This is a genomic window from Variovorax sp. RA8 (assembly GCF_901827175.1).
Lineage (GTDB): Bacteria > Pseudomonadota > Gammaproteobacteria > Burkholderiales > Burkholderiaceae_C > Variovorax.
In genome coordinates, this window is record NZ_LR594662.1 from 6,089,064 (window position 1) to 6,115,316 (window position 26,253).

Annotated in this window: 27 protein-coding genes; 6 read left to right on the forward strand and 21 right to left on the reverse strand. The window is 68.3% G+C overall.

The genetic code is table 11. From position 1 onward, the window contains the following. Positions 1 to 11 precede the first annotated feature (11 nt). The 3 genes from secD to E5P3_RS28995 form a co-directional block, all read right to left on the reverse strand. A complete protein-coding gene (gene secD / locus E5P3_RS28985) occupies positions 12 to 1,892 on the reverse strand; it encodes a protein translocase subunit SecD (protein ID WP_162589113.1) in 1,881 nt (626 codons plus the stop codon). A 281-nt stretch (positions 1,893 to 2,173) separates the two neighbouring features. Beyond that, positions 2,174 to 2,506 (reverse strand): preprotein translocase subunit YajC, encoded by a 333-nt coding sequence (yajC, locus tag E5P3_RS28990; RefSeq protein ID WP_162589114.1) that lies wholly within the window; start codon positions 2,504 to 2,506, stop codon positions 2,174 to 2,176. A gap of 220 nt (positions 2,507 to 2,726) precedes the next feature. After that, entirely contained in the window at positions 2,727 to 6,332 is a 3,606-nt protein-coding gene (locus E5P3_RS28995) for an indolepyruvate ferredoxin oxidoreductase family protein (protein WP_162589115.1), read from the reverse strand. A gap of 355 nt (positions 6,333 to 6,687) precedes the next feature. Between E5P3_RS28995 and E5P3_RS29000 the strand changes: the two genes are divergently transcribed. The 3 genes from E5P3_RS29000 (at position 6,688) to E5P3_RS29010 (ending at position 9,661) form a co-directional block, all read left to right on the forward strand. Next, on the forward strand, positions 6,688 to 7,200 hold the full coding sequence (locus tag E5P3_RS29000; RefSeq protein ID WP_068679263.1) for an Lrp/AsnC family transcriptional regulator: 513 nt from the start codon (positions 6,688 to 6,690) through the stop codon (positions 7,198 to 7,200). Between the two features lie 6 nt (positions 7,201 to 7,206). Then, the gene (locus E5P3_RS29005) at positions 7,207 to 8,835 is read left to right on the forward strand and encodes an MFS transporter (RefSeq protein ID WP_162589116.1); all 1,629 of its coding nucleotides are present in this window, start codon (positions 7,207 to 7,209) and stop codon (positions 8,833 to 8,835) included. A gap of 298 nt (positions 8,836 to 9,133) precedes the next feature. Further along, positions 9,134 to 9,661, forward strand: a complete 528-nt coding sequence (locus tag E5P3_RS29010) for an Rrf2 family transcriptional regulator (protein WP_162589117.1) — start codon at positions 9,134 to 9,136, stop codon at positions 9,659 to 9,661. Between the two features lie 15 nt (positions 9,662 to 9,676). On the opposite strand, the gene E5P3_RS29015 is transcribed toward E5P3_RS29010, so the two are convergent. Then, positions 9,677 to 10,888: an NAD(P)/FAD-dependent oxidoreductase gene (locus E5P3_RS29015; RefSeq protein WP_269473998.1), complete on the reverse strand. Its 1,212-nt coding sequence runs from the start codon at positions 10,886 to 10,888 to the stop codon at positions 9,677 to 9,679. Beyond that, positions 10,878 to 11,261, reverse strand: coding sequence for a VOC family protein (locus E5P3_RS29020; RefSeq protein ID WP_162589119.1), 384 nt, complete (start codon positions 11,259 to 11,261; stop codon positions 10,878 to 10,880). Before E5P3_RS29020 ends, E5P3_RS29015 begins: the two co-directional genes overlap by 11 nt. 161 nt (positions 11,262 to 11,422) lie before the next feature. On the opposite strand from E5P3_RS29020, the gene E5P3_RS29025 reads away from it, so the two are divergent. Beyond that, positions 11,423 to 11,965 (forward strand): GAF domain-containing protein, encoded by a 543-nt coding sequence (locus E5P3_RS29025; RefSeq protein WP_162589120.1) that lies wholly within the window; start codon positions 11,423 to 11,425, stop codon positions 11,963 to 11,965. A 25-nt stretch (positions 11,966 to 11,990) separates the two neighbouring features. Here E5P3_RS29025 and E5P3_RS29030 read toward each other — a convergent pair whose 3' ends face one another. The 8 genes from E5P3_RS29030 to ltnD form a co-directional block, all read right to left on the reverse strand. Then, positions 11,991 to 12,773, reverse strand: coding sequence for a hypothetical protein (locus E5P3_RS29030; RefSeq protein WP_162589121.1), 783 nt, complete (start codon positions 12,771 to 12,773; stop codon positions 11,991 to 11,993). Between the two features lies 1 nt (position 12,774). Continuing rightward, on the reverse strand, positions 12,775 to 13,023 hold the full coding sequence (locus tag E5P3_RS29035) for a hypothetical protein (RefSeq protein WP_162589122.1): 249 nt from the start codon (positions 13,021 to 13,023) through the stop codon (positions 12,775 to 12,777). A 251-nt stretch (positions 13,024 to 13,274) separates the two neighbouring features. Then, positions 13,275 to 13,496, reverse strand: a complete 222-nt coding sequence (locus E5P3_RS29040) for a hypothetical protein (protein ID WP_162589123.1) — start codon at positions 13,494 to 13,496, stop codon at positions 13,275 to 13,277. A gap of 271 nt (positions 13,497 to 13,767) precedes the next feature. After that, positions 13,768 to 14,226 (reverse strand): RidA family protein, encoded by a 459-nt coding sequence (locus E5P3_RS29045; protein ID WP_162589124.1) that lies wholly within the window; start codon positions 14,224 to 14,226, stop codon positions 13,768 to 13,770. Next, positions 14,223 to 15,047, reverse strand: a complete 825-nt coding sequence (otnI, locus tag E5P3_RS29050) for a 2-oxo-tetronate isomerase (RefSeq protein ID WP_162589125.1) — start codon at positions 15,045 to 15,047, stop codon at positions 14,223 to 14,225. Before otnI ends, E5P3_RS29045 begins: the two co-directional genes overlap by 4 nt. 21 nt (positions 15,048 to 15,068) lie before the next feature. After that, a complete protein-coding gene (locus tag E5P3_RS29055) occupies positions 15,069 to 15,731 on the reverse strand; it encodes a class II aldolase/adducin family protein (protein ID WP_162589126.1) in 663 nt (220 codons plus the stop codon). Continuing rightward, entirely contained in the window at positions 15,728 to 16,990 is a 1,263-nt protein-coding gene (otnK, locus tag E5P3_RS29060; RefSeq protein WP_162589127.1) for a 3-oxo-tetronate kinase, read from the reverse strand. The genes E5P3_RS29055 and otnK overlap by 4 nt, the downstream gene beginning before the upstream one ends. Next, complete coding sequence (gene ltnD / locus E5P3_RS29065; RefSeq protein WP_162589128.1) at positions 16,987 to 17,895, reverse strand: L-threonate dehydrogenase; 909 nt, start codon at positions 17,893 to 17,895, stop codon at positions 16,987 to 16,989. Before ltnD ends, otnK begins: the two co-directional genes overlap by 4 nt. A 125-nt stretch (positions 17,896 to 18,020) precedes the next feature. On the opposite strand from ltnD, the gene E5P3_RS29070 reads away from it, so the two are divergent. After that, positions 18,021 to 18,308 carry a hypothetical protein gene (locus E5P3_RS29070; RefSeq protein ID WP_232073360.1) on the forward strand — a complete coding sequence of 96 codons (288 nt, stop codon included), beginning with the start codon at positions 18,021 to 18,023 and terminating at the stop codon, positions 18,306 to 18,308. Positions 18,309 to 18,365: 57 nt separating this feature from the next. On the opposite strand, the gene E5P3_RS29075 is transcribed toward E5P3_RS29070, so the two are convergent. Then, entirely contained in the window at positions 18,366 to 19,220 is an 855-nt protein-coding gene (locus E5P3_RS29075; RefSeq protein ID WP_162589129.1) for a LysR family transcriptional regulator, read from the reverse strand. Here E5P3_RS29075 and E5P3_RS29080 point away from each other — a divergent pair. After that, entirely contained in the window at positions 19,213 to 19,590 is a 378-nt protein-coding gene (locus E5P3_RS29080) for a hypothetical protein (RefSeq protein ID WP_232073361.1), read from the forward strand. The genes E5P3_RS29075 and E5P3_RS29080 overlap by 8 nt on opposite strands. On the opposite strand, the gene E5P3_RS29085 is transcribed toward E5P3_RS29080, so the two are convergent. The 7 genes from E5P3_RS29085 to frc form a co-directional block, all read right to left on the reverse strand. Next, entirely contained in the window at positions 19,587 to 20,516 is a 930-nt protein-coding gene (locus E5P3_RS29085; RefSeq protein ID WP_162589130.1) for a LysR family transcriptional regulator, read from the reverse strand. The two genes, E5P3_RS29080 and E5P3_RS29085, sit on opposite strands and share 4 nt — an antisense overlap. Positions 20,517 to 20,556: 40 nt before the next feature. Next, entirely contained in the window at positions 20,557 to 21,567 is a 1,011-nt protein-coding gene (locus tag E5P3_RS29090) for a 2-dehydropantoate 2-reductase (RefSeq protein WP_162589131.1), read from the reverse strand. Between the two features lie 33 nt (positions 21,568 to 21,600). Continuing rightward, on the reverse strand, positions 21,601 to 22,383 hold the full coding sequence (locus E5P3_RS29095) for a fumarylacetoacetate hydrolase family protein (RefSeq protein WP_162589132.1): 783 nt from the start codon (positions 22,381 to 22,383) through the stop codon (positions 21,601 to 21,603). Between the two features lie 7 nt (positions 22,384 to 22,390). Further along, a complete protein-coding gene (gene sucD / locus E5P3_RS29100) occupies positions 22,391 to 23,290 on the reverse strand; it encodes a succinate--CoA ligase subunit alpha (RefSeq protein ID WP_162589133.1) in 900 nt (299 codons plus the stop codon). A 1-nt stretch (position 23,291) separates the two neighbouring features. Then, positions 23,292 to 24,458, reverse strand: a complete 1,167-nt coding sequence (gene sucC, locus E5P3_RS29105) for an ADP-forming succinate--CoA ligase subunit beta (protein ID WP_162589134.1) — start codon at positions 24,456 to 24,458, stop codon at positions 23,292 to 23,294. Between the two features lie 34 nt (positions 24,459 to 24,492). After that, positions 24,493 to 24,813, reverse strand: a complete 321-nt coding sequence (locus E5P3_RS29110; RefSeq protein WP_162589135.1) for a hypothetical protein — start codon at positions 24,811 to 24,813, stop codon at positions 24,493 to 24,495. A 184-nt stretch (positions 24,814 to 24,997) separates the two neighbouring features. After that, positions 24,998 to 26,245 carry a formyl-CoA transferase gene (gene frc / locus E5P3_RS29115; protein WP_162589136.1) on the reverse strand — a complete coding sequence of 416 codons (1,248 nt, stop codon included), beginning with the start codon at positions 26,243 to 26,245 and terminating at the stop codon, positions 24,998 to 25,000. Positions 26,246 to 26,253: the final 8 nt, after the last annotated feature.

The window sequence follows — 26,253 nt, forward strand, 5'->3', positions numbered from 1 at the left end:
CTAGTGCTCCCTTACTTGGCGCCGGCCACGGCCTTGTCGGCGTCCGGCTTCCAGACCGTGCCGATGGACAGGCTCTTGAGCTTCTTCTTGCGGCCGTACCAGAGATTCACGAGGCCGCGCGAGAAGAACACAGCCGAGAACATGGAGGTGACGATGCCGATGCAATGCACCACCGCGAAGCCGCGCACCGGCCCGGAACCGAAGGCCAGCAGCGCAATGCCGGCGATCAATGTGGTGACGTTGGAATCGAGGATGGTGCCCCAGGCGCGGTCATAGCCCGCGTGGATGGCGGCCTGCGGCGAGGCGCCGTTGCGCAACTCTTCGCGAACGCGCTCGTTGATCAGCACGTTGGAGTCGATGGCCACGCCGATCGCCAGCGCCATGGCCGCGATGCCGGGCAGCGTGAGCGTGGCCTGCAGCATGGAGAGGATGGCCACCAGCAGCAGCAGGTTCACGGCCAGCGCGATCGACGAGAACAGGCCGAACAGCATGTAGTAGACGCACATGAACGCCATGATCGCGGCGAACCCGTACATCACGCTGTCGAAGCCCTTCTGGATGTTGTCGGCGCCCAGGCTGGGGCCGATGGTGCGCTCCTGGATGATCTCCATCGGCGCGGCCAGCGAGCCGGCGCGCAGCAGCAGCGCCAGGTCGTTGGCTTCCACCACGTTCATCGAGCCCGAAATCTGGAAGCGGTTGCCCAGCTCGCCGTTGATTGAGGGGGCCGTAAGCACCTCGCCCTTCCCCTTCTCGAAGATCAGCATGGCCATGCGCTTGCGGAAGTTCTCGCGGCTGACGTCGCGCATGATGCGGCCGCCCTTGGCGTCCATGGTCAGGTCGACCTTGGGTTGCTGGGTCTGGGAGTCGAAGCCAGGCTGGGCGTCAGTCAGGTTCTCGCCGGTCACCAACACCTGCTTCTTGACGATGACAGTACGGCCCTCGCGGTCGAGGAATTTCTCGGAGCCGAAGGGCACAGGGCCGCTGCCGGTCTCGGCCGCGCGGCCCTCGGCGGACTCGTCCACCAGGCGCATCTCGAGTGTGGCGGTGCGGCCCAGGATGTCCTTGGCCTTGGCCACGTCCTGCACGCCCGGCAGCTGCACCACGATGCGGTCCAGGCCTTGCTGCTGGATCACGGGCTCGGCCACGCCCAGCTCGTTGATGCGGTTGTGCAGCGTGGTGATGTTCTGCTTGAGGGCCGCGTCCTGCAGCCGGCGCGCCGCCTCCGGCTTGATGGTGGCCGTGAGCCGCCACTCGTTGCCCTCCTGGCTGTCGGTGGTCGCGAGATCGGGGAACTGGTCCTGGATCAGCGCTTTGGTCGCATCCAGCGCGGCGGCGTCCCGGAAGCGCACCTCGATGGTCTGGCCGTTGCGGGTGACCGCGGCGCCGCGGACGTTCTTGTCGCGCAGGGCCGAGCGCAGGTCGTTGGCGAAGGACTCGGCCTTCTTGTCGATGGCGCCCTTCATGTCGACCTGCAGCAGGAAGTCCACGCCGCCTCGCAGATCCAGGCCCAGGTACATGGGATAGGCATGCAGCGCGGCCAGCCAGGCGGGCGAGCGCGACACCAGGTTGAGGGCCACGACGTAGGGCGGATCGCTCGGGTCCGGCACCAGCGTGCGCTGCAGCACATCGCGCGCCTTGAGCTGGTCGTCGGTGGTGGCGAAGCGCGCCCGCACCGAGTTGGCGTCGAGCGTCATCAGGTCCGGCCTGAGGCCGGCCGTCTTCAGCGCCTCTGCCACGCGGGCCTGCGTCGCGGCGTCGATCTTGACCGTCGACTTGGCCGAGGACACCTGCACCGCAGGCGCCTCGCCGAAGAAATTGGGCAGGGCGTAGATCAGCCCCACGAGCAGCACGACGACGATGATCGCGTACTTCCAGACCGGGTAACGGTTCATATCGTTGCTCGCCCCCAGGCTGCGCGCACTGCGTGTCGCTTCGCCAACCCCCTACCGGGGGCGCTGCCAGTGGCCCGGCAAAGCCGGTTCCACGGCAGCCCACGAACGCGGCGCGCTACGCACGGCCGATGGGGAGAAAAGTCACTGCACATTGATTGATTCTGGCCGGCGAAGCCTGGCCCGTTGGTGGAACACCGCGGAACCGGCTTCGCCGGGCCGCTGGTGTCGCCCCCGGTAGGGGGTGCCCGAGCGCACGAAGTGAGCGAGGCTGGGGGGGAGCATTATTTGATCGCACCTTTGGGCAGGACCTGGACAACGGCGCTGCGCTGCAACTGCACCTCGACGCCCTTGGCGATTTCCACCGTCAGGTATTGCTCGCCCAGCTGCGTGATCCTGCCAAGCAGGCCACCCGCGGTAGCGACCTCGTCGCCCTTGGCCAAGGCCTCGATCATGGCGCGCGCTTCCTTCTGGCGTTTCATCTGCGGGCGGATCATCACGAAATACAGCACCACGAACATCAGCACCAGCGGCAGCATGCTGCCGAGGGAGGACATCATGTCGCCGCCACCGGCGGCAGCGGGCGCGGTCTGGGCGAAAGCAGAGGAAATGAACAAGGGAAGTCTCCAGCAGAGAGGAAGGTATGAGTGCGGCCCCCTGCGGGGTTCGCGATTCTGCGCAGTGCATGGCACGGGCCATGGAACAGGCGCGCTAAGGCGGGGCAGGGCCCCGCAGAGCATCGCGCATTGTATTCGGCGGCGCTCGCCCCGCCGGAGCTAAGCCGGCAGGGCGGGCAGGGCTTTCAGGGCAGCCTCGCCGGCGCCCCTCCCGCCAGTCTCAGGCTGCCACGCGGGCAGCTTGTGGGTTGCGCCACTTGGCCATCAGCTCGGCCCAGCGGATGCGCGCCGCCTTGAGGTTGCGCTCCTTCACATGGCCGTAGCCCCGGATCTGCTCGGGCAGGCTCGCGATCTCGAGGGCCAGCGCATGATTGCCGGCATCGAGGCCGGGCAGCAGTTCCTCGACGCTCGCGCGGTACTCGCCGATCAGCGCGCGTTCGGTCTTGCGTTCGTCCGTGCGGCCGAAGGGGTCCAGCGCCGTGCCGCGCAGGCCCTTGAGCTTCGCGAGCAGGCGGAAGCCAGTCAACATCGCCGGGCCGAACTTCTGTTTCTGCAGCTCGCCCTTGGCGTTGCGCTGGGCAATGATAGGCGGGGCGAGGTGGTAGTTGAGCTTGTAGTCGCCCTCAAACATGCCCTCGACGCGCTCCAGGAAGCTGCGGTCGCTGTGCAGGCGTGCGACTTCGTACTCGTCCTTGTAGGCCATCAGCTTGAACAGGTAGCGTGCCACGGTCTCGGCGAGGCTGGTCTTGCCCAGCGCCGCCTCGGCCTGCTGCACCTTGGCGACGAAGGCCTTGTACTGCCCGGCGTAGGCCGCGTTCTGGTAGGCCGTGAGGAACTCGACCCGGCGCGCCACCAGGTTCTCGACCGTATCGCGCTTCTTGAACTCGACGACCTGTCCGGGCGAGACGCGCTTGCGCAATTCCTCGGGGCGCTGCGCTGCCTGGCGGCCCCACTCGAAGGCAGCCTTGTTGTTCTCGATCGCCACCGCGTTGAGCTCGATGGCGCGCATCAGCGATGCGTGCTCGAGCGGGATCCAGCCCTTTTGCCAGGCATAGCCCAGGATCATCGGGTTGACGTAGATGGAGTCACCCATCAGCGAGGTCGCGGCGGCATCGGCATCGAAGGCACCGAGCCCCTCGGCGCCGACCGCGCGCGCGATCTCGGCGGCGCAGGCGTCCTGCGGGTTCTGCCAGTTGGCGTTGCGCACGAAGGCCGCAGTCGGCGTGCTGTGGCTGTTGAGCGCCACATGGGTGCGCCCCTCGCGCATGCGCGCCAGGGTCTCGGCGTTGACGCTGACCAGCGGGTCGCAGGCCAGCACCAGATCGGCGGCGGCGGTGCCCACGCGGGTGGTGCGGATGTCGTCCTGCGTGTCGCCGATCAGCACATGGCTCCAGGTGGCGCCGCCCTTCTGTGCGAGGCCTGCCGCGTCCTGCGTGACGATGCCCTTGCCCTCGATGTGGGCCGCCATGCCCAGCAGTTGGCCAATGGTGATCACGCCGGTGCCGCCGACGCCGGCGACCACGATGCCCCAGACCGTGCCGCCGGCGAGCGAAGGCAGCGCCGGCTCGGCCAGGGGGCCGAGTTCGGCCGGCATGGACGCCTTGTTCTTCGCCTTCTTCTTGAGCTGCCCCCCCTCGACGGTCACGAAGCTCGGGCAGAAGCCCTTGAGGCAGCTCATGTCCTTGTTGCAGGTGCTCTGGTTGATGGTGCGCTTGCGGCCGAACTCGGTCTCCAGCGGTTCTACCGACAGGCAGTTGCTCTGCACGCTGCAATCGCCGCAGCCTTCGCAGACCAGCTCGTTGATCACCACCCGCTTGGCCGGGTCGACGGCCGTGCCGCGCTTGCGGCGGCGCCGCTTCTCGGTGGCGCAGGTCTGGTCGTAAATGATGGCGGTGGTGCCCTTGATCTCCCGGAACTCGCGCTGGATCACGTCCAGCTCGTCTCGATGGCGCACCTTCACGTCCTGCCCGGGAATGTTGACGCCCTCGTACTTCTCGGGCTCGTCGGTCACCACCACCACCTTGGCCGCGCCCTCGGCATGCAGGCTCTCCGCGATCTGCAGCACCGAATGGCCTTCGGGCCGCTCTCCGACCTGCTGGCCGCCCGTCATGGCGACGGCATCGTTGTAGAGGATCTTGTAGGTGATGTTGACCCCGGCCGCGATGCTCTGGCGGATCGCCAGCAGGCCGCTGTGGAAGTAGGTGCCGTCGCCCAGGTTGGCGAAGATGTGCTGGTCGGTGGTGAACGGCTGCTGGCCAACCCACGGCACGCCCTCACCGCCCATCTGCGTGAAGCCGAGCGTGGATCGGTCCATCCAGGTCGCCATGAAGTGGCAGCCGATGCCGGCCATGGCGCGCGAACCCTCAGGCACCACGGTGCTGGTGTTGTGCGGGCAACCCGAGCAGAACCAGGGCTGCCGCGCGGCGTCGGCCACGCCGAGGGTCTGCGGTGCCGCCATCGCGCGCTCCTTCGCCTCGAGGATGGCGAGCTGGGCGTCGATGCGCGCCGCCATGTCCGCCCCGGCCGCAGCCAGGACGCCGGTCTTCTTCAGGCGCGTGGCGATGGCCTTGGCGATCAGCGCGGGGTTCAGGTCGGCATTGGCGCGCAGCAGCGTGTGCGCCGTCGGATTGGGCATCGACCATTCGCCACCCGAATAGCCCTCGGCCTCGTGCACCTCGCCCTCGTCGAACTTGCCGACCACGTTGGGCCGCACGTCGGCGCGCCAGTTGTAGAGCTCTTCCTTGAGCTGGTACTCGATGACCTGGCGCTTTTCCTCCACCACGAGGATCTCCTGCAGGCCGGTGGCGAAGTCGCGCGTGAGCTGGGCTTCGAGCGGCCACACCACCGCCACCTTGTGCAGCCGGATGCCCAGCTGCCGGCAGGCGGCGTCGTCCAGTCCGAGGTCGATCAGCGCCTGGCGGGTGTCGTTGTAGGCCTTGCCGCTGGCCATGATGCCGAAGCGGTCGTTCGGGCCCTCGATCACGTTATGGTTGAGCCGGTTGGCGCGGATGTAGGCCAGCGCGGCGTACCACTTGTAATGCATCAGCCGCGCTTCCTGCTCCAGCGCGTGGTCCGGCCAGCGGATGTGCAGGCCGCCGGGCGGCATCTGGAAGTCGGTGGGCATCACGATCTCGACGCGCTCGGGGTCGATCATCGCGGTGGCGCTGGACTCGACGATCTCCTGGATCGTCTTCATGCCCGACCAGATGCCCGCGAAGCGGCTCATCGCGAAGGCGTGGATGCCGAGGTCCAGGATCTCCTGCACATTGGTCGGAAAGAAGACCGGCGTGCCGCAGGCCTTGAAGATGTGGTCGCTCTGGTGCGCCGCGGTCGAGCTCTTGGAGATGTGGTCGTCGCCGGCCACCGCGATCACGCCGCCCCAGGGCGTGGTGCCGGCCATGTTGGCGTGCTTGAAGACGTCGGAGCAGCGGTCCACGCCCGGGCCCTTGCCATACCAGATGCCGAACACGCCGTCGTACCTGTTGGTGCCCGGCGGCGCGAAGCCCAGCTGCTGCGTGCCCCAGAGCGCAGTGGCTGCGAGCTCCTCGTTCACCCCGGGCTGGAACACGATGTGCTGTTCCTTCAGGTACTTGCTGGCCTTCCACAGCGCCTGGTCGTAGCCGCCGAGCGGCGAGCCGCGGTAGCCGCTGATGAAGCCGGCGGTGTTCTTGCCGGCCTGCTGGTCGCGCAGGCGCTGCAGCATGGGCAGCTTGACCAGGGCCTGCACGCCGCTCATGAAGGCGCGGCCGTAGTCCAGTGAATATTTGTCGTCGAGGGTGACCGTTTCGAGTGCCTTGCGGATGTGCTCCGGCAGCGGTGCGTTCATGTCATGCCTCCCGACGAGCCGCCTCTAGGGAGGCATGGCCTTGCAGGCCGCACCGCTGCGAGACGCAGCGGTTCTTCATGCCGTCCAAGCCTGCGCAGGCAGGCCTGGAGCCGCGGCACTCAGCCCCCTCGGGGGGCAGCGAATACACGACGTGATGAGCGTGGGGGTCCATGTGTTTTTGTCTCCGTGCTGTGCCTCGTGGGCGTGGCGGTTGGGGGGCGAGGCATTTGGGTAGGAACACTCCCCCCGCAGCCATCATGCTCGCAAAGTGTATGCCTGGCGCCTTGATAGGTGTTTGCGTTCTTTGCCCATTCAAGCCGCCAGTTTGAAAGGATCTTGCTTAAGATGCCCTCCCATGGAAAGCATTGACAAGTTCGATCTCGCGATCCTGCAAGAACTGCAGGCGGATGCCCGGCTCACAAACGCCGAGCTGGCCCAGCGCGTGGGCCTGTCGGCCGCTCCGTGCTGGCGCCGGGTGCGTGCGCTGGAGGCGGCTGGCTACATCCGCGGCTACCACGCCGAGATCGACCGCCACAAGATCGGCCTGGGCGTACTGGCCTTCGTACGCCTGGACACCGACCGCGCCACCGGCGAGGTCACGCGCAAGATCGAGGAGGCGATCCGCAAGCTGCCCGAGGTGGTGGCCTGCCACTACATCAGCGGCACCGGCATGTTCGAGCTGCAGGTGGTGGCCGAGGATCTGGACGGCTTCTCCCGCTTCGCACTCAACAGCCTCATGCATCTGCCCAACGTGAAGGACCTGCACACCAGCTTCTCGCTCGGCGAGGTCAAGGCCAGCCGCGCACTCCCGCTGGGCCATCTTGCGCGCAAAACCGGCAAGCCCGGCCGGCCAGGGACCGGACAATAGCGGCACATGCCACCGATCTCGACCGAGGAAACCCCCATCGCCCCGACGCGCGTGCAGCCGCCGCGCATCGGCCCCTTCGAGCCGCTCAAGCTGGCGGTGTTCCGCATGCTGTGGAGCACCTGGCTGGTCGCCAACATCTGCATGTGGATGAACGACGTGGCGGCGGCCTGGATGATGACCTCGCTGACCACCTCGCCGATGTGGGTCGCGCTGGTGCAGTCGGCTTCCACCCTGCCGGTATTCCTGCTCGGATTGCCCAGCGGCGCGCTGGCGGACATCCTGGACCGGCGGCGCTGGCTGGTCGCCACCCAGTTCTGGCTCGCCGGCGCAGCGATCGTGCTGTGCGGCGCGGTGGTGATGGACCTGATCAACGCCCCGCTGCTGCTGGCCCTGACCTTCGCCAACGGCATCGGGCTGGCGCTGCGCTGGCCCGTGTTCTCGGCCATCGTGCCGGAGCTGGTGCCGCGCACCCATCTGCCCGCTGCGCTGGGCCTCAACGGGCTGGCGATGAACGCCTCGCGCATCGTCGGACCACTGCTCGCCGGCACGCTGATCGCGAGTGCGGGCACGGTCTGGGTCTTCGGCCTCAATGCGGTGCTGTGCCTGGCCTCGGGCTTCATCGTGCTGCGCTGGCGGCGCGAGCACACGCCCAGCCCCCTGGGCCGTGAGCGGCTGATCAGCGCGATGCGCGTGGGCGTGCAGTTCGTTCGCCAGTCGCAGCGCATGCGCGCGGTGCTCACCCGCATCTCGATCTTCTTCCTGCACTCGACCGCGCTGCTGGCACTGCTGCCGCTTCTGGCGCGCAACCTGCGCGGCGGCGGGGCCGGCACCTTCACGCTGCTCCTGGCCGCCATGGGAGCGGGCGCGATCCTGGCGGTGATGTTCTTGCCGCGGCTGCGCCAGGCGCTGACCCGCGACCAATTGGTGATTCGCGGCACGATGGTGCAGTCCGCCGCCACCGCGGTGATGGCGGTGGCGCCCACGGCCTGGGTGGCGGTGCCGGCGATGTTCCTCGCCGGCATGGCGTGGATCACGGTCGCCAATTCACTCTCGGTCTCGGCCCAGCTGGCGCTGCCCGACTGGGTGCGCGCGCGCGGCATGGCCACCTACCAGATGGCCATCATGGGGGCCAGCGCCTTCGGCGCGGCGCTCTGGGGCCAGGTGGCGGAGCTCTCCTCGCTCTACATCAGCCTGGGCATCGCGGCGGCGAGCGGCACCGCCTTCATGCTGCTGGCGATCCGCCATGTGACCGACGGCGTGGGCGAGGAGGACGACACCACGCCCGCCCACAAGGGCTGGACCAAGGGCCCACCGGCCGAGGCGCCGGGCGAGGAGGGCCGCGTGGTGGTCACCATCGAATACATAATCGATCCGGCGCGCGCCGCCGCCTTCCACGTGGTGATGCAGCAGACCCGCCGCGCCCGCCTGGGTCAGGGCGCGATCGGCTGGGAGCTGCTGCACGATATCGCCGAGCCGGGGCGCTATGTCGAGGAGGTCGTCGACGAATCGTGGACCGAGCACCTGCGCCGTTTCCACCGCGCCACCGCTGCCGACATGGCGCTGCGCGAGCGGCGCCTGGCCTTCCACCAGGGCGAGACGCTGCCGGTGGTGACGCGCTACGTGGTACGTCGCTAAGTGCTGCCGGCGGCTCGGTGAAGCGCTCGACAGCTTCCTGGAGCCCCGGCCCTGCCACATCACGCCTTTGAAAGACGACAGAGAAGCGTGAATGACCTGATCCCGCCCAGCCCCTGCCCCGATCCATGGCCACCGGGGAACTGGAGGCGGCGCCGGGCGCGGTAGCATCAGGTGCCTGCCGGGGCGGGGAACCTAATCCGTGACTCAGACTCCCAAGGCATGATCCGCTGCATACAAGGACCCTGCGTCCACCACGACAACAGCAGCCCGCACCGCACAACAAACAGGAAGCCCTTTCATGCGACTCACCACCAAAGGCCGTTTCGCAGTCACTGCCATGATCGACCTGGCGCTGCGTGAGCGCACGGGACCAGTGACGCTGGCAGCCATCAGCCAGCGCCAGCGCATCTCCCTGTCGTACCTGGAACAGCTGTTCGGCAAGCTGCGCCGCCACAAGCTGGTCGAATCCACTCGCGGCCCGGGCGGCGGCTATTCGCTGGGCCGCAAGGCGGCCGACATCACGGTGGCGGACATCATCTTCTCCATCGAGGAGGAGCCGTCGCACAAGAGCGAGCCCGAGGCCGGCGCCGACGGCCGCTGCAGCACCGAGGAACTCTGGGCCTCGCTGAACCGCCGCACGGTGGAATTCCTCGACTCCGTCACGCTGCAAAGCCTGGTCATGGAACAGCTGGCCAAGGGCGTGAAGGTCGAGGACGACCCGGCCGGCAGGCGCGTGCCCGCCGCCGCGCCGGCTCCCAAGCGCCCGCGGGTGAACGCGCCCAACTCGGTGTTTGCGCTGGGCCGCGCTCTCGCCCCCAAGCGCTGAGCCCACCCTCGCACCTCAGCTCACCGGCAGGAGCAGGCGCAACAGCCCGCGCGCCGTTACCAGCTGGCCTGGGTTGTAGCTCTCGTCGAGCACGCCGCTGAGCCTGCGCAGGATGCCCGGACTGCGCTGGGCGCGCCAGATCACCAAGTCGGCAATCCAGGGGTGGTTGTTGACGCGATTGGCGTGCTCGTAGGCTGCGAAGCGAGGCTTCAGGGCCTTCAGGGCCGCCTCGTAGTGCCGGCCCACGGCGGCATCGCCGGCAGTGCCGGCCCCGGCGATGGCCTCGGCCGCCAGCATGCCGGTCTCCAACGCCTTGCCGATGCCCTCGCCGGTGAACGAATAGGTGCTGCCCGCCGCCTCGCCCGCCACCAAAAGGCCGGGCCGCGACCAGCACACCCCTTCCAACGAACAGCGCAGCGGCGCCCCCTTCAGCTCGCCCTGCAGGCAGCCGCCCTGCATCAGTTCGCGCGCGGGCGCGTGCATGCTCGTGAAAGTCGCGAACAGCTCGCGCAGGTTGAGATCCGGCTCGATGCCGGCCGGGCCGTGCAGCAAGCCGACGCCGATGTTGAACACCCCTGCGCCGCAGGGAAAGATCCAGCCGTAGCCGCGCCGCAGCGCGCGGTGCCAGACCACTTCGAGCTGGCGGCTGCGTCCGGCCACGGCTTCGTTCCTCACGTAGCCGCGCAGGGCAACCCCGCTCGGCGCGCGCCGGCCACACATGTCCGCCGCCAGCAGCGGCGGCGCCGCAGCACCGGTGGCCAGAACGGTCCAGCGCGTGCGCAGCCCGATCACGGTGCCGTCGGCGAGTCGCAGGCGCGCCCCCGCCACGCGCCCGGCCGCATCAGCCAGAGGCGCCTCGAAGCGGGCCGGCGCGAACCAGCGCGCCCCGGCCTCGACGGCGGCGCGGCGCACGATCTCGTCGAGCTCGCGGCGCGGCAGCACTGCCAGGTTGGCGGGCACTTCCACCCGCCAGCCGCGCGGCGCAACGCAGGCCACATGACTCGCCGTGGTGGCGCGCGCCAGCACGGCATCCAGCACGCCCAGGCGAGCGAGCGCGCACTGGGCATCGGGGATCAGCCCGTCGCCGCAGACCTTCTCGCGCGGGAAGTCCTGCCGGTCGACCAGCAGCACATCCAGGCCGGCACGCGCGAGCATCTGTGCGCAGGCGCTGCCGGCCGGGCCGGCGCCGACCACCAGCACCTCGCAGTCGGCGGGCTCAGGCGCCACTGCCGTAGGGTCGGGTAATGATCTCGAGCCGGTGGCCGTCGGGGTCGTCCCAGTAGACGCCCCGGCCGCCATCGTGGTGGTTGATCCGCCCGGGTTGCTGCTGGCCGGGATCGGCCCAGTAGGCCAGTCCACGGCCACGGATGCGCCCGAAGATCTCGTCGAACTCTTCCTCGCTCACCAGGAAGGCGTAGTGCTCGATCGGGATCCGCTCCTCGCTGCGGATGTAGTCGAGCGTGACGCCGTTGTCGAGTTGCACGCAATGGAAAGGCCCGAAGGTGGTGGGCTCGTTGCGCCCGAGCAGCTCCGCCAGGAAGACGGCGGAGGCCTTCGGATCGCGCGCCGGGACGATCGTGTGATTCAACTGGATGGCCATGGTGCTCCTCCATGAATGCGGCAAGGCGATTGCGCGCTTGCCCAGCGAACTGTGCCCATGGTAAGGCGGGCGGCGTGAACAGTGCAGTTGCGCGGACCCCACGCGTTCTGCGTGCTTGCGCTTCGACGCATTAGGATCGACCCCAGCCAGGAGGGGCCAACATGCGCAACGGGAGCGAGGACAGCATCGGGTTCGGGAGCAGCCCATCGGATAGCGGCGGAGCGGTCTTCGGCACGCTGGACTGTGACGGACCGCTCGTGGTCCAGGCCCTGTCCTCGATGCTGGAGCTGATCCGCGAACAGCTCGGCATGGACGTGTTCTTCGTCTCCGAGTTCGTCGACGGGCGCCGCGTGTTCCGGCACGTCGCGACCGCCCCGGCGATGGGCATCATCCACGTGGGCGGATCCCACGCCATGGAAGACAGCATCTGCCAACAGGTGCTCGACGGCCGGGTGCCCAATCTGGCGCACGACCTGCGCGTGCTGCGCACCCGGCAGCCCCTGCCGGAGGTAACGAAGCCCATCGGCACCCACATCAGCGTGCCGGTGGTGATGCCGGACGGCAGCATCTACGGGACGCTGTGCGGCTTCGCGGTCGAACGCACCGTCGACCTGTCCGCGCGGGACGTGCGGCGCCTCGAGGTCGCGGCCCAGGCAACGGCGCGGGTGCTGGCGCAGGCGGCGGGGCATGCGGCGGTCGGCTGATCCATCAGCCGCCGGCAGCACTGCCTCAGCCCATCAACTTCGGATTGCGCCGCGCTTCGTCCAGCCTTTGTTGGCGGACCGTCTCGACACACTGGGCGCTGCGGCGCATGTCGGGGCGAGCACACTGGTTGTTCATGCAGACGGCACGGGCGACGAAGTTCAGGCCCCCGCAGCGGGCGACGGGACTCTCGACGCCGACACTTCGCACCGGGCCCGGCTTCGCGGCCGACGGGGAGGACGCGCGCACCACCCGAGCGGTTGGGAGTGACTCCGGCACCGGGTTCGTGGTGGCGCCCCCTGGTGTCGGCAGCTGCGGCGGCCCATCGGTCGGGGTTGCCGCCACCGGCATGAGGCTCTGCGCGATCCGCGTGGTCTCGGCGGCAGCCGGGGGATCGACCAACGCCACCACGCGCTCGATCCGCGCCGGCAGCGCCGCATGCTCCAGCGGCCGCGAAGGAACACCCGTATCGCGCGGGCCATGGGCCAGGAATAACGCAACCGCGGCCACCGTGCCCCACAGCCCGACCAACGCGAAGACGGCGTACCGGGAGCGGCGCGCCTCGGCAACGTCCCCTGTCATCAGCGGCGAGGGATGGGTTTCACCGTCCACCGTCGCGAAATAGGCCGGCAGCTTGCCGTCGCAGCCCTTGCAGAAGTGCGCGTGGCACGCATTGATGGTCCGGCAGGCTTCGCAGACCTCGGCTTGCGCGAGTTCGCTGCGCCAGCGCACCAGGTCCAGCACGCTTCCAAAGGCAACGGCTGGCATGGGCCTCTGCCGCTCGGGGAAGACGAAGGCGGCGGCGCTCATTTCATTGCTCCCAGCCAACGGCGACCCGGCCGTCGTGTTCCGACGAGATCGCCACCAGGCGGCGCTGGAGCCGCATCTCGGACCCCACGAGCCGTGCGAAAAGAATCAGCTGGTCGTCGGAGGGCTCCGGGCCTCCTCCCAGATGCGCGCCGAAAGAACCAACGATCTGCACCTGCGCTGCTTCTCGCAGCCGGGTCGCGTTGATGGCGGCACACGCGGCAGTCGCCTGCACGGGCATGGGAATACTCATGTCGGACTCCTTGCGTCAGCAAAGCTCCGGGGCGTCTGTGTCGTCGATCTGGGCAGCCCGAAAGCCTTCGAAAGCGGAAGTTCTCGTTGTTGACCGTGCGCCTGCATCGCCTTGTCGGACAAGACCGGATGCGGCCGTCGTCGTCAGTTCACCTGGGCGGGGCAGAAGCTCGCTCTGCACAGGCGGCACGCCCGCATGTCCTCGAAATCGTCAAATCGCGTCAGCGACCTGACGATTTGGTCATTCGCGGCTCAGTGGGGCTCGCGAGGCTGGACGAAGGGAGTCGCGTATTCGCGACCGATCATCCCGCGGGCGAAGAGGTAGTTGTTGCGCGCCTTCTCGCTCATGGCGTCGAGGTTGACCATGCCCGTGCTGTCGCACGGGAAGGCCAGCGCGCGGCCTTGGTTGAACAGCGACTGAAACCGGATCTCGAACGCGGCTGCAGTCTGCATCGAAGAAGAGCTGTGCGACATGATCGTCTCCTGCGGGCGGCAAAAACTTGATGCCTGGATCAAAAAAGCTGGCGCGGAACCCCGCTCGCCGATTGGCTTGCATCAATCGTGCCGGGCTCATCTGGATAACGATCCGCGGCGCTCGGGGTCTCAGGGGATTACGCAAAAAGGCGGGCACCGGTTGTGCGAAATGCCACGATCTGCGAGATTTGCGCGCTACTTTTCGACATGAGGAGCGGCGCGGGCGTGCGACGCGCACCCTCGGCGCGCCGCCGTGGCCCAGTGCGGCGGCTCAGTGCCGCGGCAGGTACATGGTCGCTTCCACCTCCACCAGCACCTCGTCCGACGGCAGGAAGCGCGACACCTCCACCACCGTGCTGACCGGCGGCTCGCCGGCGTAGAACAGGCCGCGCACGCGGTTGTAGAGCGCGTAGTCGGGCAGGCGGCGAAAGTACTGGACCAGCTTGACCACGTCGTCCATGGTCCCGCCATGGTCGGCCGCGATCTGGCGGATGCGCTCCAGCACGAACCAGCTCTGGGCCACGACGGGCGCCTCGAACACGTCGACCGACATCTGGCCTGTGGCATAGCCCAGGCCGTGCAGTGCCTCCCGTGCCTCGTCCGGGACGTCGTCGTAGCCCATCACGGCGCGCCGGGTCGACGGATCGACCGCGACCACGCCGCTCATGAAGACGAAGTCGCCCACGCGCTTGGCGGCGGCGTAGTTGGCCATCGGCTTGCCCATGCTCATTCGCTTTGCTCCAAAGGCAGGGTGCGCAGCCAGCCCAGCCCGTCGGAAGTGCCACCGGCCACGGCGCCGCGCGCAGGCCGGTATTCGCAGCCGACCCAACCCTCCCAGCCGCATTGCGCCGCCACCTCGTCGATCACCCGGAACAGATAGGGATGGTTCAGCTCGCCGAGGTCCGGCTCGTGGCGTTCGGGCACGCCCGCGATCTGGAAATGGCCGACGCGGCCGGTGGGCAGGTACTTGCGGATCTTCATCGCCACGTCGCCCTCGACGATCTGGCAGTGATACAGGTCCATCTGCACCTTGAGGTTGGGCGCGCCCACCGCTTCGGCGATCTCGTGCGCATGGTCCTGGCGGTTGAGGAAGAAGCGCGGGATGTCGCGCGTGTTGATCGGTTCGATCAGCAGATCGCGCCCGGCCTTGCCCGCCTCGGCCGCGGCCCAGCGCAGGTTGTCGATGTAGGTGGGCTGCACCACCTCGCGCTCCACGCCCGCCGGCACCAGTCCGGCCATCACGTGCACGCGGGGGCAGCTCAGGGCCTCGGCATAGTCCAGCGCCTTCAGCAGGCCTTCGCGGAACTCGGCCTCGCGCCCCGGGAGACAGGCCAGGCCGCGCTCGCCTCCCTCCCAGTCGCCGGGCGGGCCGTTGAAGAGCACCTGCTGCAGGCCATTGGCCGAGAGCCGGGCCGCCAGTTCGCGCCGCTCGTAGGGATAGGGAAAGAGGTATTCGACGGCCCGGAAGCCGTCTTTCGCGGCGGCCTCGAAGCGGTCGAGGAAATCGAGCTCGGGATAGAGCATCGAGAGGTTGGCGGCGAACCGTGGCATGGGGATGTGTCCTTCGTTCTCTTACCAGCGCGCGCCGAAGTGGCGGCGCAGTTCGTCGATCCGTGGCGGCGCCAGCGGCTGCGCCGCCTGCTTGTTCAGCAGCCAGAGGCGGGCGGTCTCTTCGAGTTCCTCCAGCACGGCCATGGCGGCGGCGGGCGTGTCGTGCCAGACATTGGGGCCCAGGCGCTCCAGCATCACCGCGCGGATCGGGGTGCCGCGCTCCCCGTAGCGCCAGATGGCCTGCGCTACCTGCTCGACCGCTTCGGGCGCGCCGGGACGGTGGTAGGGGACCACCGGCACGCGGCCGACCTTCATCACGAAATAGGGCGTGAGCGCCGGCAGCAGCTCCTCGCCGGGCGCGTCCAGCGTGAGCGCCACGCAGTGCGTGCTGTGGGTGTGGATCACGCAGCGCGTGCCGGGATCGAAGCGCGTGGCGGCCGCGTGGATGCGGGCGTGCAGGGCGATGGTCTTGCTGGCGCGGTCGCCGCCGGTCTGGTTCAGGCCGGCGTCCAGCCGGGCAAGCTTCGCCGGGTCGAGCAAACCCAGGCAGGCATCGGTCGGGGTGATGAGGTAGCCGTCGTCCAGCCGCACGCTGATGTTGCCGGCGGTGGCATGCACGTAGCCGCGCTCGAACAGGCTGCGGCCGATGCGGCAGATCTCTTCGCGTGCCTGGCTTTCACTCATCCGAGCAATGTAAATGCTTTCGTGAAGAAGTCGTCGGTGCCGAAGTTGCCGGACTTGAGCGCGATGTGCAGGCCGACGCCGCCCTCGGCCTGCGCATGGCACCAGGGGACGCCGGGATCGATCTGCGCACCGATCTGCAATTGCTCGACGCCCAGCGCCTGCACGCAGGCGCCGGAGGTCTCGCCGCCCGCCACCACCAGCTGCCGCACGCCCTGCGCGACGAGGCCGCGGGCGATGGCGGCGATGGTGCGCTCCACCATCGCGCCGGCCTCCTCGACCCCGAGCCGGCCCTGGACCGATTGCACGGCCCCGGGCTCCGCCGTCGAATAGACCAGCACCGGGCCGTCCTCGATCAGGGGCGCGGCCCAGGCCAGTGCCTCGGCCGCGACGTCCACGCCCTGCGCGATGCGCAGCGGATCGATCGCCAGCGCCGGCCGGCCTGATTCGATGAAGCGACGCACCTGCCGGTTCGTGGCCAGCGAGCAGCTGCCGGAAACCACCGCCCGCAAGCCGCCCGCTGCCGGAAGCGCGCCGGCGCCCGCGGAAGGCGCAATGCCGAAGTTGGCTGGCAGCCCGATGGCAACGCCCGAACCCGCCGTCACGAGCGGCATGTCCGCCAGGGCCGGGCCGAGCCGCAGCAGGTCCTCGTTCGAGACCGCGTCGACGATGGCGATGCCCACGCCCTCGGCGCGCAGCACCCCGATGCGCTCGCGGATCGCCTCCGGCCCGTGGGCGACCACGGTGTGGTCGATCAGCCCCACCTTGCGGCGCGTCTGCGCCTGCAGCACCCGCACGAGGTTGGGGTCGGTCATCGGCGTGAGCGGATGGTTCTGCATCCCGCTTTCATTGAGCAGCACGTCGCCAGCGAACAGGTAGCCCTTGAACACGGTGCGCTTGTTGTCTGGGAAGGCCGGGGTGGCGATGGTGAAGTCCGTGCCCAGCGCCTCCATCAGGGCTTCGGTCACCGGACCGATGTTGCCCTGCGGCGTGCTGTCGAATGTGGAGCAGTACTTGAAATAGATCTGCCGCGCGCCCTGCGCCTGCAGCCAGCGCAGCGCGGCGAGCGACTGCCCCACCGCCTCGGCCGGTGCGATGGTGCGCGACTTGAGCGCCACCACCACCGCATCCACATCGGCGGCGAGCGGCGCGCTCGGCACGCCGATGGCCTGAACCACGCGCATGCCGGCGCGCACCAGGTTGTTGGCGAGATCAGTGGCACCGGTGAAGTCGTCGGCGATGCAGCCCAGCAGCAAGGTCATGGCTTGTTCTTGTCGGCGTTGGATGGCGAGGGCAGCTCGATGCCCGGGAAGATCTTGATCACGGCGCTGTCATCCTCCCGGGAGAATCCCGCCGCAGAGGCCTGCATGAACATCTGGTGCGCGGTGGAGGCCAGCGGCAGCGGAAACTTGCTGGCCCGCGCCGTGTCGAGCACCAGGCCGAGGTCCTTGACGAAGATGTCCACCGCCGACAACGGCGTGTAGTCGCCGGCCAGGACATGGGCCATGCGGTTCTCGAACATCCAGCTGTTGCCCGCGCTGTGCGTGATGACTTCGTACAGCGCCTCGGCCGCCACCCCCTCCCGCAGGCCCAGCGCCATGGCCTCGGCAGCGGCGGCGATGTGCACGCCGGCCAGCAACTGGTTGATGATCTTCACCTTGCTGCCGGCGCCGGCACGGTCCCCCAGGCGGTACACCTTGCCGGCCATGGCGTCGAGCAGCGCATCGGCCCTGGCATAGGCCTGCGGCTTCGCCGAGCTCATCACCGTCATCTGGCCGCTCGCGGCCTTGGCGGCCCCGCCCGAGATCGGCGCGTCGACGTAGTGGATGCCGGCGGTGCCGAGGCGCTCCTCGAGCGCCATAGACCAGTTCGGGTCCACGGTGGAGCACATCACGAACACGCTGCCGGGCTTCATCGCGGCAGCCGCGCCCTGTTCGCCGAACAGCACGGCCTCGGTCTGCTCGGCATTGACCACGACCGACACGAGCAGCTCGCATTCGGCCGCCACCTGCGCCGGCGTGGCCCAGGCGACGCCGCCCTGCTCTGCAAAAGCGATGGCGGCGCCGGGACGCGCATCGCACACATGCATCTCGTAGCCCTTGCCGCGCAGCGTTGCCGCGATGCCCGCGCCCATGGCGCCCAGGCCGACGAGTCCTGCTTTTTTCATGGGATTCCAAAGAAAGTGGTCGAGGAAGGCTGGGACTTTGTCTCCAGAGCCGCATGCTAGCAACTGCTCTTGTTCTCGGCCGACCCGCATGATAAGAATCGGCAGCGCCTCAACCAAGGAAAACCATGGACAAAGTTGGAGACAAGGGCGACCTGGGCGACGGCTTTGCGCGTGCCGACGCGCGCGAGCACTGGACCATCTGCATGCGCTATGCACTGACGGGGGTGATCGCCCTCGTCGCCTTCGGCGCAGCGCTCGCTGCCATCCCCTATTGGGGCGGGGCGGACTTCCCCGTCACGAGCCTGGTGATCTATGTCGCGGGCATGGTGTTCATCGCCATGCCGCTATGCCTGTACTACGAATCGCTGTTGCAGTCGCAACGGCAAAGCCTGGCCGTTCCGGCCACGCGCTAGAGCCGCAGGCTTTCTCGGTCGAGCAGGCAACCTGCGGCCTGGGGTGAAACGACGCCCTCATCGACCAGGGCTCGCGCTCGCGACCCGCCGCAGACCTTCGAGCGCGGGCTCGACGATGCGCGCATCGGCGCCCACCGCATAGACCGCATAGGCCGGATACAGGAACTCCGGCGTGCGGGGCACGCGCTTGAGCTGGCCGGATTCGAGATGCCCGCGCACCACGTCGAGCCGGAAGTAGCCGGTGCCGCCGGCCGCCAGCAGGTACTCGCGGCCAAGCGGTCCCAGCCCGGCCATCACCGCGGCGCTGGACAGTTCGGGAAAGGCGAGGCCGTGCTGCGCCGCGAACTCCGGTCCCCAGTCGACATACACATAGTCGGCCGGCTCCGGCACGCGGGGCCGCTTGGCAGTGGTGACCATGACGAGCTTCTCCTCGATCAGCAGCTCCACGCGCAGCCCCGGCCGCTGCTGCGGCGCGTAGGCGACCGCGATGTCGAGCACGCCCGCGGCGACCTTGTCGAGCAGATCGGGCGGCTCGCCGACCTCGGTGCGAAGCGCCAGCGCCGGATCGGCGGCGCGCATCCACAGCAGCCATCGCAGCAGCAGCGGGTCCCACAGGCTGATCTCGCAGCCCATCGCGATGACGGCTCGGCTGCCTGTCGGCACCGCCACCTGGTGGCGCGCGCGCGCCCAGACCTGCACCAGCGTGGTCGCGTGCGGCAGGAACTGCTCGCCGGCAGGGGTGAGCACGGCGCCCGCCTTGTTGCGCACGAAGAGCTTGCGGCCGAGCTGTTGCTCCAGCGTGCGCACGCGCGCGCTGACCGAGGTCTGCGTGACGTGCAGGCGCTCTGCGGCGCGCTGGAAGCTGCGCGTCTCCACGATTTCCAGGAAAGTCCGGGCCAGGTTGATGTCCACGGGCAGCGCCTCGTTGTTGGAAGCATTATTTTTGCATTCAACTGGCAATAAATCTCGTTGTACTTATTGGAAAGGCGAGCCGAACATCGATGCATCTCCCCGTCTTCAAAGGAAACCCATGTCCATTCTTCAACGACGTTTCGGCGCGAGAGGCGCCGTGGATGGCCGGACCCGCGCGTTCGCGGCGCTGGTCGCCGAAGTCCGCGAGTTCATCAAGGCCCTGCTGAGCCCGAACAGACTCATCGAAGAAGTCGAGCAGATGCGCGCCCTGCACATCGCGGCGAATCGCGTCGAATCCGGCAACGCGGCACGGGCCGCCTGGTTGCGCTCACGCGCGTCGCGCATCGGCCTTCGCAGCGAAGCGCGCTAGTTCGGCGCGTCGAGCGGCACGATCTGCGCGATCAACGGCGCGCCGTCGCTCACCAGGAAGTCCTTGAAAGCCTGCGCCACAGGCGGCAGGCGCTTGGTGCGCAGGTGCACCACGTACCAGTTCAGCATCAGCGGAAAGCCCTGAACGTCGAGCACGCGCAGGCTTCCGGCCTTCAGCTCCTGGCTGATGGTGTGCGCCGACAGGAAGCTGACGCCCATGCCGGCGATTACCGCCTGCTTGATGGTCTCGGTGCTGCGGATCTCCATCGCGATGTTGAGGCCGCGCAGGTCGCCGCCGAATCCGTCCTCCATCGAGTGCCAGGTGTCGGAACCCTTCTCGCGCACGACGAAGGGCTCGCGCATCAGCCTGGCCAACGGGATGCTTTTCGCGCCGACCAGCGGATGGCCCGGCGCCGCGACGATCACGTACGGATGCGGCGCGAAGGGCTGGTGGACGGTGTCCATGCCGGTGGGCGGGCGCACCATGATCGCCAGGTCGGTGAGGTTCTCGGCGATGCGGGTCAGCAGGTCCTCGCGGTTGTGGACCGTGAAGTTCAGCGTCACGCCGCGATGGCGGCCGGCAAACTCCACCAGCAGGCGCGGGAAGAAGTAGTCGCCGGCGCTGATCACGCCCACGTTGAGCCGGCCGCCCGAGACGCCGCGGAACTGCGTCATCGCATGCTCGGCCGCCTCGAACTGCTGGATGATGGCGCGGCTGATCGCGAGCAGCTCGGTGCCGGCCGGCGTCAGGTAGATCTTCTTGCCGAATTGCTCGAACAGCACGTTGCCGGCATGCTCCTCGAGCTTGCGGATCTGGGTGGAGACGGCCGGCTGCGTGAGATGGAGCTCCTCCGCCGCGCGCGAGAAGCTCAGCAGCCGCGCGACCGCCTCGAAGACCTTCAACTGGCGCAGGGTCGCGTTCTTCATCCAAGGGAATGTAAGCGCGCCCTGCGAGGGCGCGCCGGGCTCAGGCCATCTCGTGGAGACGAACCCGCCCGCGCTGGTCTTCCATGGTCCGCGCGAGCAGCTTGACCAGCGAGTACACCGTGTCGATGTGCGGCGTGGAGGTATCGGTGAGCCGCGCCAGCTCGACCACCGCGCCCACCAACGCATCGATCTCCGGCGCGCGCCCGGCCTCCACGTCCTGCAGCATCGAGGTCTTGTGCTTGCCCACCTTCTCGGCGCCGGCGATGCGCTTTTCGAGCGATACGCGGAACTCGATGCCCAGCTTGTGAGCGACGGCCTGGGCCTCGCGCATCATCGCTGCGGCCAGCTCGCGCGAGGGCGGGTACTGGCAGATGTCGACCAGCGTGGAATGCGCGAGGCTGCTGATCGGGTTGAAGGTCAGGTTGCCCCACAGCTTGAGCCAGATCTCGGCGCGGATGTTGTCGAGCACGGGCGCCTTGAAGCCCGCTTCGCCGAAGCAGGCGGAGACCCGGTTCACGCGTTCGCTCGATGTGCCGTCCAGCTCGCCGACGGGAAAGCGGTCGCCCTCGATGTGCTTCACCACGCCCGGCGCGATGAGCTCCGAGGCGGGGTAGACCACGCAGCCGATGACCCGCTGCGCCGGGATGCTGGAGGCGACCATGCCGCGCGGGTCGACGCTCTTCACCGCCGTGCCTTCGAACGGCCCTCCGTGCTTCTGGAAGTACCAGTAGGGGATGCCGTTCTGCATGGTCACCACGACGGTCTGTGGGCCGAACAGCTTCGGCACCTCGCTCGCCACCGCTTCGACCTGGTGGGCCTTCATCGCCAGGATGACGATGTCCTGCGCGCCGGCCTGCTCGTAGCGGTCGGTCGCCTTCACGTTGCGCGCGACCTGCTCCTCGCCCTCGGCCGAGATGAGCCGGATGCCGTTCGTCGCGATGGCGTCGAGGTTGGCGCCCCGCACGATGAACGTGACGTCCTCGCCGGCCAGCGCGAGCTTCGCCCCGACCAGGCCGCCGATCGCGCCGGCGCCTATCACTGCTATCTTCATGTCGATCCTTGAAGTGTTGAATCTCTTGCGAGCTCAGCCGTCGCCGAAGCGGTTGCTCAACCTGCCGATGCCGTTGATCTCGACCTCGACCAGGTTGCCCGGCTTCATCGAGCCGACGCCGACCGAGGTGCCGCACAGGATCACGTCGCCGGGATGCAAGGTCATGTCGAGGGAGATCAGGCTGACCAGCTGCGCAACGGAAAAGCGCATGTCGCTGATGGGGTAGTGCTGCCGCGCCGCGCCGTCGAGCAGCGTGGTGACGGTGAGCGACGCGGGGTCCAGGCCAGTGGCCACCGCCGGGCCCATCGGGCAGAAGGTGTCGAAGCCCTTGGCGCGCGCCCATTGGGCAAAGGAGGCGTCACGGTGGAGGATGTCGGCCACCGTCACGTCGTTGGCGCAGGTGTAGCCGAACACGTGGTCCAGCGCCTGCGCTTCCGGCACCGCGGTGCAGGTCTTGCCGATGACGATGCCGAGCTCGCCCTCGAACACCACCTTGCCCTCGCACAGCGGCTTGCGGATGGGCTCGCCGGCGGCGAGGAAGGAGTTGGGGGCCTTCAACAGGTACAGCGGCTCGGCGGGGACCGGCAGCTGGAGCTTCTCGCCGAGCGCATGGAAGTTGTTCCACAACGCGATGACCTTGCTGGGCTGGGTGGGCGTGAGCAGCCTGAGCTCGTCGAGCGCGAACACGCTGCCGGTCGGCTCAGGCGCAGCGAACATGTCGCCGCGGTGCTCGCGCACATGCTTGCCGTCCAGCGCGCCGAAGCCCGTCTTGCCGGCGCGTGCGAAGCGGACCCATCGTTGTTGCAGTTGCTGCATGTCTCTCTCAATCGAAGGGAAGGTAGTCGGGGATGACCAGCGAGGCGAGCAGCTTCCCGATGTCCGCAGGATTGCGCGTGACGTGGATGCCGCAGTCTTTCATCACCGCCAGCTTGGCTTGCGCCGTGCCCTGTCCGCCGGAGACGATGGCGCCCGCATGGCCCATGCGCTTGCCCGGCGGCGCACTGGCGCCTGCAATGAAGCCGACCACGGGCTTGCGCATGTGCTTCTTGACCCAGCGTGCGCAGCGCTCCTCGGCGTCGCCGCCGATCTCGCCGACCATGACCACGGCGTCGGTGTGCGGGTCGTCGTTGAAGAGTTTCAGAACATCGATGTGCCCGAGCCCGCCGACCGGGTCACCGCCGATGCCGACGACCGTCGACTGGCCGATGCCGAAGGCCGCAAGCTGACTGGCGGCCTCGTAGGTCAGCGTGCCGGAGCGCGACACCACGCCGATGCGGCCGCGCTGGTGGATGTGGCCCGGCATGATGCCGATCTTGATCTCGTCGGGCGTGATCAGGCCCGGGCAGTTGGGGCCCAGCAGCAGGGTCTTGCGCCCAAGCATGCGATGCCGCGTGCGGATCATGTCGCGCACCGGGATGCCCTCGGTGATGCAGACGACCAGGTCGAGCCCGGCATCGACCGCCTCGTCGATCGCGGCGGCCGCGAAGGGCGGCGGCACGTAGATCACCGAGACCGTCGCGCCGGTCCGCTCCTTCGCCTCCCGGACGGTGCCGAACACGGGGATGCCGTCGAGCGATTCGCCGGCCTTGTGGGGATTCACGCCGGCGACGAAGCACTTCCTGCCGTTGCCGTACTCGCGGCACATCTCGGTGTGGAAGCGCGCGGTCTTGCCGGTGATGCCCTGCGTGATCACGCGGGTGCTCCTGTTGACGAGGATCGACATGTCACCGGCTCCTTGCGGCAGCGACCGCCAGCTCGGCCGCATCGGCCATGTCGTGGGCGCTGACGATCGGCAGGCCCGACCGCGCGAGCAGGGCCCGGCCCTCCTTCTCGCGGGTGCCCTTCATGCGCACGACCATCGGCACCTTGAGCCCGACCTCGCGCGCGGCGGCGATCACGCCTTGCGCGATCAGGTCGCACTTCATGATGCCGCCGAAGATGTTGACCAGGATGGCCGCGAGCCTTGGGTTGCGCAGCATCAGCTTGAAGGCCTCGGCCACTTTCTCGGCCGTTGCGCCGCCGCCCACGTCGAGGAAGTTGGCGGGCGCGCCGCCGTAGAGCCGGATCACGTCCATGGTCGCCATCGCCAGGCCGGCGCCGTTGACCAGGCAGCCGATGTTGCCGGCCAGCGGGATGTAGGAGAGCTCGAGCTTTGCGGCCTCGACCTCGGACGGGTCCTCCTCGTCGAGGTCGCGCAACGCGGCGATCTCCGGATGGCGGAAGAGCGCATTCGCATCGAAGTCGAACTTGGCAGCGAGCGCCAGGAGGCGGCCGTCGCCGGCCAGGGCCAGCGGGTTGATCTCGGCCAATGAGGCATCGCATTCGTCGAAGGCGCGGTAGAGGTTCTGCATCAGGGCACGCGCCTGCGGGATCGCCTTTTCCGGCAGGCCGATCCCGCGCGCGACGGTGTCGGCCTCGGCCGGCCTCAGGCCTGTGCCCGGATCGATGCAGAGCTTGTGGATCCGTTCCGGCGACCGGGCCGCCACGTCCTCGATGTCCATGCCGCCCTCGGCCGAGGCCATCAAGGCGACGCGCTGCGCCTCGCGGTCCACCACCAGGCCCAGGTAGAACTCGTGGGCAATGTCGACGCCCTCCTCGACCAGCAGGCACTTGACGATCCGGCCTTCGGGACCGGTCTGAGGTGTTCGCAAGCGCATGCCCAGGAGGTGGCTGGCGTGCTGCCGGACTTCCGCGATCGACCGGGCCACTTTCACGCCGCCACCCTGGCCGCGGCCGCCGGCGTGGATCTGGGCCTTGAGGACCCAGATCTCGCCGCCCAGCTGCATGGCCGCCTCCGCCGCCTCGTCGGCCGAGCGGCAGGGAAATCCGCGCGGCGTGGCCACGCCGAATTTCCGCAACAGCGCCTTGCCCTGGTATTCGTGGATATGCATGGCGGTGAGCGGCTGTTCGTGCGGCGGGAGAATTTCAGATGCCGAGCTCGCTGCCGCCCGCCTGCGCCCAGTCGAAATACCTGGACGGGGCCGCGCCGCAACGCCGGATGTGCTGTGCCTTTTTCTGCTGGATGACCTCGGCGAGGAAGGCCGCGTCGTAGGCCTTCAGCAGATGCGGCTGGCAGGTCTGCAGGTAGTGGCAGATGCGCCCGGCCGGGTCCTGGCTCGCACCCATCAATTCTTCGTAGGTGCGGCTGTCCCAATGCCACCGGAAGCCCAATTCGTAAAACGCCGCGTTGTAGGCATTGCGCTCCATTTCGTCGTTCCGGTATTGAATTGGCAAATCATTGATCATGGCTTTCTCCTTCAAATTGGTTGCCGCGGTCAGCTCAATTGAATTCGCTCGGCATGACCAAAATGTAGGAGGGTCGATCAATAAATAACAGTGAAACTATTTTATTGAATACATTTGCTATGAGTTATGGATCGGGCGCGTGGCACCGCCGCCCGGCTCGCCTTGCGGGCTCAGGCGCCGCGCCTCAGATCACGCCTTCCTGGCGCAGCATCGCCAGGTCGTCCGCGCCGTAGCCCAGCTGCCGCAGCACTTCCTCGGTGTGCTCGCCCAGCAGCGGCGAGCGCGTCACCTCGGTCGGGCTGTCCGACAGCTTGATGGGATTGCCCACCGTCAGGTACTTGCCCCGGGTCGGGTGTTCGACCTCGACGATGGTGCCGCTCTCGCGCAGCGATTCGTCGGCGGCGATCTCCTTCATCGAAAGGATCGGCCCGCAGGGAATGTCGTACCGGTTGAGGATCTCCATGGCCTCGAACTTGTCCTTGGTCATGGTCCATTGCTCGATGCGCGCGAAGATCGGCTTCAGGTGCAGCAGGCGCGCGGCCGGCGTGGCATAGGCCTCGTCGGTGATCCAGCCCTCCTCGCCGATCACCTTGCACACCGCCGGCCAGACCGCGGCCTGCGTGATGAAGTAGATGTAGGCGTTGGGATCGGTCTCCCAGCCCTTGCAGCGCAGGATCGAGCCCGGCTGGCCACCGCCCGAGGCGTTGCCGGCGCGCGGCACCGCGTCGCCGAACTTGCCGTCGGGGTACTGGGGGTATTCGTGCAGGGTGCCGGTGCGCTCCAGCCGCTGCTGGTCGCGCATCTTCACGCGGCAGAGGTTGAGCACGGCGTCCTGCATCGGCGCCAGCACCTTCTGGCCACGCCCCGTGGTGTTGCGCTGGTAGAGCGCCGCCATGATGCCGAGCGCCAGGTGCAGGCCGGTCCCGCTGTCGCCGATCTGCGCGCCGGTGACGACCGGCGGGCCGTCCTCGAAACCGGTGGTCGACGCCGCGCCGCCGGCGCATTGGGCCACGTTCTCGTACACCTTGCAGTCGGCGTACTTGCCGGGCCCGAAGCCCTTGACCGAAGCCACGATCATGCGCGGGTTGAGGTCCTGGATATGGCTCCAGGTGATGCCCATGCGGTCCAGCGCGCCGGGCGCGAAGTTCTCGACCAGCACGTCGCAGGTCTTGATCAGCGTGTCCAGCACCTGCTTGCCCTTGGGCTTCTTGGTGTCCAGCGTGATCGAGCGCTTGTTGTGGTTCAGCATCGTGAAGTAGAGGCTGTCCACGCCGGGAATGTCGCGCAACTGGCCACGCGTCGCGTCGCCCTCGCCGGCGCGCTCGACCTTGATCACGTCGGCGCCGAACCAGGCCAGCAGCTGGGTGCAGGTGGGGCCGGACTGCACATGGGTGAAATCCAGGATGCGGACGCCTTCGAGGGCCTTGCTCATCGTTTGTC

What these genes read in the sequence shown, in the direction of transcription:
- E5P3_RS29090 (WP_162589131.1), bottom strand. Translation starts at nt 21,567, where the DNA reads ATGAAGATAGCAGTGATAGGCGCCGGCGCGATCGGCGGCCTGGTCGGG.
- E5P3_RS29030 (WP_162589121.1), bottom strand. Translation starts at nt 12,773, where the DNA reads ATGAGCGCCGCCGCCTTCGTCTTCCCCGAGCGGCAGAGGCCCATGCCA.
- otnK (WP_162589127.1), bottom strand. Translation starts at nt 16,990, where the DNA reads ATGACCTTGCTGCTGGGCTGCATCGCCGACGACTTCACCGGTGCCACT.
- E5P3_RS29000 (WP_068679263.1), top strand. Translation starts at nt 6,688, where the DNA reads ATGGAAAGCATTGACAAGTTCGATCTCGCGATCCTGCAAGAACTGCAG.
- E5P3_RS29055 (WP_162589126.1), bottom strand. Translation starts at nt 15,731, where the DNA reads ATGAGTGAAAGCCAGGCACGCGAAGAGATCTGCCGCATCGGCCGCAGC.
- E5P3_RS29020 (WP_162589119.1), bottom strand. Translation starts at nt 11,261, where the DNA reads ATGGCCATCCAGTTGAATCACACGATCGTCCCGGCGCGCGATCCGAAG.
- ltnD (WP_162589128.1), bottom strand. Translation starts at nt 17,895, where the DNA reads ATGAAAAAAGCAGGACTCGTCGGCCTGGGCGCCATGGGCGCGGGCATC.
- sucD (WP_162589133.1), bottom strand. Translation starts at nt 23,290, where the DNA reads ATGTCGATCCTCGTCAACAGGAGCACCCGCGTGATCACGCAGGGCATC.
- E5P3_RS29070 (WP_232073360.1), top strand. Translation starts at nt 18,021, where the DNA reads ATGGACAAAGTTGGAGACAAGGGCGACCTGGGCGACGGCTTTGCGCGT.
- E5P3_RS29045 (WP_162589124.1), bottom strand. Translation starts at nt 14,226, where the DNA reads ATGAGCATGGGCAAGCCGATGGCCAACTACGCCGCCGCCAAGCGCGTG.
- secD (WP_162589113.1), bottom strand. Translation starts at nt 1,892, where the DNA reads ATGAACCGTTACCCGGTCTGGAAGTACGCGATCATCGTCGTCGTGCTG.
- E5P3_RS29080 (WP_232073361.1), top strand. Translation starts at nt 19,213, where the DNA reads ATGTCCACGGGCAGCGCCTCGTTGTTGGAAGCATTATTTTTGCATTCA.
- E5P3_RS29035 (WP_162589122.1), bottom strand. Translation starts at nt 13,023, where the DNA reads ATGAGTATTCCCATGCCCGTGCAGGCGACTGCCGCGTGTGCCGCCATC.
- E5P3_RS29095 (WP_162589132.1), bottom strand. Translation starts at nt 22,383, where the DNA reads ATGCAGCAACTGCAACAACGATGGGTCCGCTTCGCACGCGCCGGCAAG.
- E5P3_RS29110 (WP_162589135.1), bottom strand. Translation starts at nt 24,813, where the DNA reads ATGATCAATGATTTGCCAATTCAATACCGGAACGACGAAATGGAGCGC.
- frc (WP_162589136.1), bottom strand. Translation starts at nt 26,245, where the DNA reads ATGAGCAAGGCCCTCGAAGGCGTCCGCATCCTGGATTTCACCCATGTG.
- E5P3_RS29005 (WP_162589116.1), top strand. Translation starts at nt 7,207, where the DNA reads ATGCCACCGATCTCGACCGAGGAAACCCCCATCGCCCCGACGCGCGTG.
- E5P3_RS29010 (WP_162589117.1), top strand. Translation starts at nt 9,134, where the DNA reads ATGCGACTCACCACCAAAGGCCGTTTCGCAGTCACTGCCATGATCGAC.
- E5P3_RS29040 (WP_162589123.1), bottom strand. Translation starts at nt 13,496, where the DNA reads ATGTCGCACAGCTCTTCTTCGATGCAGACTGCAGCCGCGTTCGAGATC.
- E5P3_RS29025 (WP_162589120.1), top strand. Translation starts at nt 11,423, where the DNA reads ATGCGCAACGGGAGCGAGGACAGCATCGGGTTCGGGAGCAGCCCATCG.
- sucC (WP_162589134.1), bottom strand. Translation starts at nt 24,458, where the DNA reads ATGCATATCCACGAATACCAGGGCAAGGCGCTGTTGCGGAAATTCGGC.
- otnI (WP_162589125.1), bottom strand. Translation starts at nt 15,047, where the DNA reads ATGCCACGGTTCGCCGCCAACCTCTCGATGCTCTATCCCGAGCTCGAT.
- E5P3_RS29085 (WP_162589130.1), bottom strand. Translation starts at nt 20,516, where the DNA reads ATGAAGAACGCGACCCTGCGCCAGTTGAAGGTCTTCGAGGCGGTCGCG.
- E5P3_RS28995 (WP_162589115.1), bottom strand. Translation starts at nt 6,332, where the DNA reads ATGAACGCACCGCTGCCGGAGCACATCCGCAAGGCACTCGAAACGGTC.